6 protein-coding genes are annotated in these 6,518 nt (G+C 40.2%); 5 read left to right on the top strand and 1 reads right to left on the bottom strand.

Annotation, left to right across the window (positions count from 1 at the left end; all coding sequences use genetic code 11):
- Window positions 1-149: 149 nt before the first annotated feature.
- Window positions 150-716 carry a GNAT family N-acetyltransferase gene (locus LG34_RS01200; protein ID WP_109214500.1) on the bottom strand — a complete coding sequence of 189 codons (567 nt, stop codon included), beginning with the start codon at window positions 714-716 and terminating at the stop codon, window positions 150-152.
- Window positions 717-1,019: 303 nt separating this feature from the next.
- Here LG34_RS01200 and LG34_RS01195 point away from each other — a divergent pair, with 303 nt between their 5' ends.
- The 5 genes from LG34_RS01195 to LG34_RS16900 form a co-directional block, all read left to right on the top strand.
- Complete coding sequence (locus LG34_RS01195; protein ID WP_109214499.1) at window positions 1,020-1,457, top strand: helix-turn-helix domain-containing protein; 438 nt, start codon at window positions 1,020-1,022, stop codon at window positions 1,455-1,457.
- A 3-nt stretch (window positions 1,458-1,460) separates the two neighbouring features.
- A complete protein-coding gene (locus LG34_RS01190) occupies window positions 1,461-1,676 on the top strand; it encodes a PF20097 family protein (RefSeq protein WP_109214498.1) in 216 nt (71 codons plus the stop codon).
- Between the two features lie 600 nt (window positions 1,677-2,276).
- Window positions 2,277-5,048 (top strand): cation-translocating P-type ATPase, encoded by a 2,772-nt coding sequence (locus LG34_RS01185; protein WP_109214497.1) that lies wholly within the window; start codon window positions 2,277-2,279, stop codon window positions 5,046-5,048.
- Between the two features lie 44 nt (window positions 5,049-5,092).
- Window positions 5,093-6,238 (top strand): AI-2E family transporter, encoded by a 1,146-nt coding sequence (locus tag LG34_RS01180; protein WP_109214496.1) that lies wholly within the window; start codon window positions 5,093-5,095, stop codon window positions 6,236-6,238.
- A gap of 50 nt (window positions 6,239-6,288) precedes the next feature.
- On the top strand, window positions 6,289-6,518 hold a 230-nt coding region (locus tag LG34_RS16900; protein WP_431602594.1), incomplete at its 3' end, for a DarT1-associated NADAR antitoxin family protein.

The following is a 6,518-nucleotide window of genomic DNA, read 5'->3' as shown; positions in this document are numbered from 1 at the left end:
TTAATTATATCAGATATATGATTTTACGACCACTTTTTCAGTGGCGTCCCTATAGAGGTGGGAGTCATCTCCCATCTGATATATCTAAACATATATTTTATGGATTAAGAAATAAGAATCATGAATATCCTTCTTTACCGCCAATTCCATCAGATTTTTCTGTCGTTTTCATCCAATTCTAACCGCATAAGAACCAGTTCTTGCCAGCGTCCATCTCTGCATCGAAAACCTCTTGAATTTCTGCCATATTCCACAAAACCATGCTTCTTATATAAATTAATTGCACTTTCATTTTCAGAAACAACTTCAAGCTCTAACTGTAAAAAGCCGGCATTTTTCGCACATTCAATGCAGGCTTTTGTCAGTGCATCACCAATGCCAAGTCCCCAGTATTCTTTTTTGATACTGATACCAAATTCTGCCCGGTGCCGCATTTTCGCACAATCCCGGATCAGATTGTTACCGGCAGAACCGGCTAATTTTCCGTCTACAAAGGCACAGATTTCCACATCCGTTCCACTGCATTTTGTTTCCTTCAATTGCCGTTCAAGAGAAATGATATCCATGGTACATTCATCCGGATAGGTAAGAAGGAAGTCCGTTTCTTTATGTGTTTGCACAAAATAAGCATGATGCCTTACTGCATCCGATGCTTCTGCATTTCGTAAGATACATTTTTGCCCATTTTTTAATACTATTGGTTGATAAAAAAACATACGTCCTCCAAAACATTTTTCTTAAGTATAGCACAAAATGCAAAGAAAATAATTTGATTTTTTCTTAAATATAAGTCATTCTAAATAATTGCATATCCCAATTTCAATATAATAGAGCAATCGTGGTCGGTAATACCGAATACATGAATATAACAAATTTTTGTATTTATGCTTTATAAGATAGCTTCAATCTGGAGAAGGCAACTGTTTTTAACACAGGTTAGATAAATATGTTAAGTTTGTATGGTGTAAATATCCGCCGTTTACGGTTATAATAAACTCATCAGAAAGGAAGTGGTGCTCATGCTGACAGATAATTTAATCATGCTTCGGAATGTCAGAGGTCTGACTCAGGAGCAGGTTGCTGAGATTGTTGGTGTTACGAGACAGTCTTACGCAAAATGGGAGCAGGGAGATTCTGTTCCGGATATTGAAAAATGCGATAAACTGGCAAAATTTTACGGCATCAAGATCGATGCCCTGATGCATTATGATGAAAAAGTCGGAAATACAAAAGTAACACCTCCACCAGAAGGAAAATTTCTGTGGGGAACGGTAAAAATGGGAAGTCGGGGACAGATTGTCATTCCAAAGGAAGCCAGAGAAAATTATGGGCTGAGCGAAGGATCGCGCCTGGTGGTTCTTGATGATCTGGAAGGAATCGCATTGATCCCGACAGAAAGATTTGAACAGCAATTGCGAAATGCAATGGAACAGAGCAGAAAGATTGTGGAGGAATAAGTTATGACATGTCCGAATTGTGGAAAAAAAATGAGAATGGGATATTTGTTTGGCAGTAAAGATGGTGCTTTCAGTTTTGCAGATGAAGTACCGGGTGTATTTGAAAATGCGAAAAAAGCGAAAGGATTCGTGGAAATCTCTACTTTAAAAGCCAGTCACAGAATCCAGATAAAGGCTAATTGCTGCGAAGCATGCAGAATGGTAACGTTCCAGTATTAAGCCAATGCCTGCAAGTGGAATTACGCGCTTTAGGAATACCGGATATGGATATGATTCTGTGTCCGGTATTTTTCTTTGCGAACAAATAGCATAACAACATTTTCCTGTACCTGAAATAGAGATAATAACACCTATAAATTTAACACATTTCTCCTAAATACCAACCTATGAGAACAAAACTGTATTTGCTAGAATAAAATCATACAAAAACAGGATTGCAAAGAAAGCATACATCTATCATAATGAAGGGAGATTATAAAAATGGAATCAAAAGCATTACATACCATTCAGGTATTAGCAAAAATCGGAAAATATTGATGGTAGACGTTTATTCCTACAAAAAGTAAAAAAATTTTCCTTGACATATTTTCGCATTGTCATATATATTAGAATTAATAAAAGGGAGTAACCTACGTGATTCCACGTTTACGATGTCGTCAGTACGATGTGAACCATCCGGTGTCGTAAGGAAACGGTGAGACTTTTATTGCACATTGATTGTGCAATAATGGTCTCTTTTTAAGTTCAAAGATTCCTGAACTTGCATAATCGAAACGCAGATTGTAGATAACAAAATGCAGGTAAAAAGGAGGATTTAACATGAAAGAAATGTATCAGCTTACCGCCACAGAAGTTATGAATCACTTTGACAGTTCCGCACAGGGGCTGACATCCACCCAGGCAGAAGAACGCCGCCACACATCCGGCTGGAATGAACTGACCTCTGCCAAATCGAAACCTTTATGGAAACTTTTTCTGGAACAATTTCAGGATTTCCTTGTCATCATTCTCATGATCGCAGCAGTCATATCCGGACTACTTGGTGACACAGAAAGCGCCGCCGTTATTCTGATCGTTATCACATTAAATGCCATTCTTGGAACGATACAGACCCGACAGGCAGAACGTTCCTTGAACAGTCTGAAAAACTTATCTGCACCAAAAGCCTCTGTTCTTCGCAATGGAACTGTCGTGCAGCTTCCTGCCAGAGAACTGGTTCCGGGCGATATCGTCCTTTTGGAAGCCGGTGATGTCGTTCCCGCTGATGGACGAATCATCGAATGTGCCGGTTTAAAAATCGACGAAAGCACATTGACCGGTGAAAGCCTCAGCTCTGATAAAATCATCGATGCGATTTCTGAGCAGGCAGCTTTGGGCGATCGCAGAAATATGGTTTTTTCCGGCAGTTTCATTACCAGCGGTCGTGGAGAAATTGTCATTACCGACATTGGCATGCACACGGAGGTCGGTAAAATTGCAAATCTTTTGCACAATACATCTGCAAAGCGGACTCCGCTGCAAACTTCACTTGATTCTTTCGGGAAAAAGCTGTCTATCGCCATTTTGATCTTTTGCGGCATTTTGTTTGGAATCAGTGTTTTGCGTGGGGAATCCGTTGGAAATGCCTTTTTGTTTGCAGTCGCTTTGGCAGTCGCAGCGATTCCAGAAGCATTAAGCTCCATCGTGACCATCGTTTTATCTTTTGGCACACAAAAAATGGCAAAAGAGCATGCTATTATCCGAAAGCTTCAGGCTGTAGAAGGACTTGGAAGCATCTCTGTCATTTGCTCAGATAAAACAGGTACTTTGACTTTGAACAAAATGACTGTGGAACACTATTATGTGAACGGAGAGACCAGTCCTGCAAAAGACGTAACATCTTCCAATCTAGCTAATAAACTGTTATATTTCGCCAGTGTATTGTGTAATGATGCTAAAATCGAAAATCAATCAACAAATTTCACAACACCAGAAAAGCAGTGGGATTCCAACAATAAAGACAATAAAAATAATAGCAAACAGATAACCTCAACGGATTTGGGAAATTTTGCGACTTCAGCAGGAAATAATAAAAATACATCTTCAGCAGGTATTGGCGATCCGACTGAAATTGCTCTGCTGCAAATGGAACATCAAATGCACATTCCCATTTCAGAAATACAGGTAAAATATCCAAGAATCGACGAACTTCCCTTTGACAGTGAACGTAAAATGATGTCAACATTGCATACATTTTTCCAAACGGAGCATACTTCTGATTCCAAAGAAAAACAGCTTTTGATTGTAAAAGGAGCTGTGGATGTGCTGTTGCAGCGTACGGATGCCGTCTGGGCTGAAAATGGAGTCGTTCCGTTAAATATGGAAGAACAAAATCGTATTCAACTGCAAAATCAAAAATATTCCGAACAGGGATTACGCGTACTTGCATTTGCTTATCGGGAAGTTTCAGATATTACAGAACTTACCTTTGATCACGAGTATCATCTGACATTTCTTGGACTGATTGCTATGATGGATCCGCCACGTCCGGAATCCAAAGAAGCAGTAACAACTTGCATCAAAGCAGGAATTCGACCGGTCATGATCACCGGAGATCATATTTTGACGGCATCCGCTATTGCCAAACGGATTGGAATTCTGACACCAGACACAAAAGCATGTGAAGGCGCTGCTCTTGATACTATGTCTGATAAGGAATTGCAGGAACTGGTTCCGGAAATATCCGTTTACGCCCGTGTTTCACCAGAGCACAAAATCCGCATTGTCCGGGCATGGCAGACACGGGGACATATCGTTGCTATGACAGGGGACGGTGTCAATGATGCACCGGCATTAAAACAGGCAGATATCGGTGTAGCTATGGGCGGCACAGGCACCGAAGTCGCAAAAGATGCCGCCGACATGGTCCTGACAAATGACAATTTTTCCACGATCGTATCCGCAGTAAAGAACGGTCGAAATCTGTATCAAAACATTTTACATGCCATTGAGTTTTTATTATCTGGAAATATGGGTGCCATTTTAACTGTATTGACAGCATCCATTACCGGACTTCCGGTTCCATTTGCACCGGTGCATTTGCTTTTCATCAATTTACTGACAGACAGTCTTCCAGCGATTGCACTTGGCTTAGAACCACACACAGACGATGTAATGAAAGAACATCCACGCACTGCCACAAGTTCTATTTTAACCCGTTCCTTTCTGAAAAAAACAGGTTTGGAAGGACTTGTGATCGGAATCGTAACAATCTGTTCCTTCCTCACTGGATTGCAGCAGGGAAACGCAGTACTTGCCAGCACCTGTGCTTTTGGAACGCTTTGCCTGGCACGGTTGTTTCATGGATTTAACTGTAAATCTGAAAAACCTGTTTTATTTACGGAAAAGATGTTTCACAATAAATGGCTGCTTGCCGCATTTGGACTGGGAGCAGCTTTGATTACCAGCGTGCTGATGTTTCCGGGATTGCAGGCACTTTTCAAAGTACAGGCATTGACAATGCCACAGCTTGGTATGGTGTATTTGTACGCATTTTTGAGTCTGCCGATTATTCAGTTTTGTAAGTGGATAAAAAGTAGAGGAGAAGAGTAATCACAAAATATTCTGATTGGTCAAGAAATAAAGAGGTACTTAATATGAAGTTTCAAAATTTTATCGAAAAAAATAAATATTTACTGCTGATAATTGCCATTTTACTTATCCTGCTCCTTGGGAAAACAAACACCGAATGGAACCTGCTGCATACTATCTGGGAAATCCTGCTGCCATTCCTGATCGGCTGTATTATGGCATTTATCCTAAACATTCCCATGCGCTTTATCGAAAAAAGACTGCTCCGTCAAAAATCGAACAGATATCGAACTTCCATTCGAATCATCAGTTTTTTATTAACGCTATTGATCGTAGTTGCTGTCATCTGGCTGATGCTGTTTTTTATGATCCCGCAGCTGACACAAAGCTTTTCCATGCTCAGTGAAAATATCACAGATTTTGTGCCACAATTTCAATCCAGCATAGAACACTTGAACGAAAATGCTCCTCTGATCGGGCATCTGACTGGAACGCAAGCTTTTGATACGCAACAATTGCTACAGGCAATCTCTGATTTTTTGAAAGACAGTGCCAAATCGATTACCGGTTCGACCATTTCTGCCATTGGTTCAGTATTTCAGGGAATCGTAACCGGATTTCTGGCATTTGCCTTTGCCTGCTACCTGTTATTTCAAAAGGAAAAGTTGCAAATGCAGGTAAAAAAAGTGATTTATGCATTTTGCTCCGAAGAAAAAGCAGTAAAGCTCTTTGGTATCTGTAGCCTGATTTCCAGAAGTTTTACACGATTTTTTACCGGACAGTGTCTGGAAGCATTAATTCTTGGCGGACTATTCTTACTGACATTAACGATTTTCCGCATGCCTTATGCGCTGCTGATCAGTGTGGTCATTGCAAGTACTGCACTGATTCCGATCTTTGGCGCTTTTGCAGGCTGTATTTTCGGATTTTTTCTCATTTTTATTGTAAATCCGAAACAGGCGATTTTTTTTCTGATTCTGTTTTTTGTATTGCAACAGATTGAAGGGAATCTGATCTATCCGCATGTGGTAGGAAATTCTGTCGGACTTCCATCCATCTGGGTGCTGTTAGCGGTGATCGCAGGTGGAAAACTTATGGGAATTGTGGGGATGTTTCTGTTTATTCCACTGGCATCGGTATGCTATACCTTGTTCCGTCAGCTGGTATATGAAAAATTAAAGAAAAAACTGAATAAACATGAGGTACCATAAAACCATAATTTGACGATATGATATTTTATGCACCAGCACATCATATTTCCTTGTTTTACGATTTTTTATATCTGAATGCACTTCTTGAACCAGAAAATCAGGAAGTAAAGGATCTCCTTTTATCAGGAGAATATACCGCTTTTACGGATTTGGCAACGAGCTCATTGAACTGTCAAGCCAGATCCGCAGCAATTTTTGTTGGTCTGGTCAAGGCGGGACTGATTCATGAAGTCAGGGAATATTCTTCCTATCTGAAATTATTTAGAACACAGGAGAATGG

The organism is Eubacterium ramulus (assembly GCF_003122485.1).
GTDB classification, from domain to species: domain Bacteria; phylum Bacillota; class Clostridia; order Lachnospirales; family Lachnospiraceae; genus Eubacterium_I; species Eubacterium_I ramulus_A.
This window is presented reverse-complemented; position numbering and strand designations above follow the sequence as displayed.

Excerpts from the sequence above, each read along its gene's own strand:
- LG34_RS01185 (WP_109214497.1), top strand. The coding sequence starts at position 2,277 with ATGAAAGAAATGTATCAGCTTACCGCCACAGAAGTTATGAATCACTTT.
- LG34_RS01200 (WP_109214500.1), bottom strand. The coding sequence starts at position 716 with ATGTTTTTTTATCAACCAATAGTATTAAAAAATGGGCAAAAATGTATC.
- LG34_RS01180 (WP_109214496.1), top strand. The coding sequence starts at position 5,093 with ATGAAGTTTCAAAATTTTATCGAAAAAAATAAATATTTACTGCTGATA.
- LG34_RS01195 (WP_109214499.1), top strand. The coding sequence starts at position 1,020 with ATGCTGACAGATAATTTAATCATGCTTCGGAATGTCAGAGGTCTGACT.
- LG34_RS01190 (WP_109214498.1), top strand. The coding sequence starts at position 1,461 with ATGACATGTCCGAATTGTGGAAAAAAAATGAGAATGGGATATTTGTTT.